The organism is Kitasatospora nipponensis, assembly GCF_039528135.1.
GTDB lineage: Bacteria > Actinomycetota > Actinomycetes > Streptomycetales > Streptomycetaceae > Kitasatospora > Kitasatospora nipponensis.
Genome location: NZ_BAAALF010000079.1, coordinates 1 through 709, shown reverse-complemented (window position 1 = coordinate 709; position 709 = coordinate 1). Strand labels below are relative to the sequence as shown.

At 77.9% G+C, this 709-nt stretch carries 1 protein-coding gene; it reads left to right on the top strand.

What is annotated here, in order from left to right; translation table 11 throughout:
* Positions 1-183 precede the first annotated feature (183 nt).
* Complete coding sequence (locus ABD323_RS21505; RefSeq protein WP_344443462.1) at positions 184-627, top strand: RrF2 family transcriptional regulator; 444 nt, start codon at positions 184-186, stop codon at positions 625-627.
* Positions 628-709: the final 82 nt, after the last annotated feature.

Genomic DNA, 709 nt, shown 5'->3' with positions numbered 1-709 from the left:
CCGCCCCCGCCCGCCCGCGGACGGGCCGGGGCGGCCGCTGACCGGCGCTCGTGGGCCCGACGCTAGAGCGCGCCGGAAAAGGATGTCAACTGGTGTCCATTACCTGACGCCGTGTCGGATCCCACGCCGACAGCGGCCCGACGGGTGCTTGAACGCCGTCGCCGCAGAGGGATACTCGGGCCCATGCATATTTCCGCGAAGGCGGACTACGCCGCGCGGGCGCTGGTCGAACTCGCCTGCGACACGGCTCGCCCGCTCACCTGCGAGGCCATCGCCTCCTCCCAGGAGATCCCGTTCAGGTTCCTCAAGTCCGTGGTCGGCGACCTGCGCCGGGCGGGCCTGGTGCGCAGCCAGCGCGGCTGCGAGGGCGGCTACTGGCTGGGCCGCCCGGCCGAGGAGATCAGCCTGCTGGACGTGGTCCGGGCGATCGACGGCGAGGTGATCACGCTGCGCGGCGAGCCGCTGGCCGCGCTGGAGTACCCCGGCCCGGCCGACGGTCTGCCGGCCGTCTGGCGGGCGGTGGAGGAGCGGGCGCGGGAGATCCTGGCGGGCATCTCGGTGGCCGCCCTGGTCCGCGACTCGGCGGCGGCACCGGCGGCGACCGCAGCACTGGCGGGGCCGGCGTGACGACCGCCGCGGGCGCGGGGGGGGGGGGGGCCGGGGGGGGCCCCCCCCCCCCCCCCCCCCCGCCCCCCCCCCGGCCGGGGGG

What these genes read in the sequence shown, in the direction of transcription:
- ABD323_RS21505 (WP_344443462.1), top strand. Translation starts at nt 184, where the DNA reads ATGCATATTTCCGCGAAGGCGGACTACGCCGCGCGGGCGCTGGTCGAA.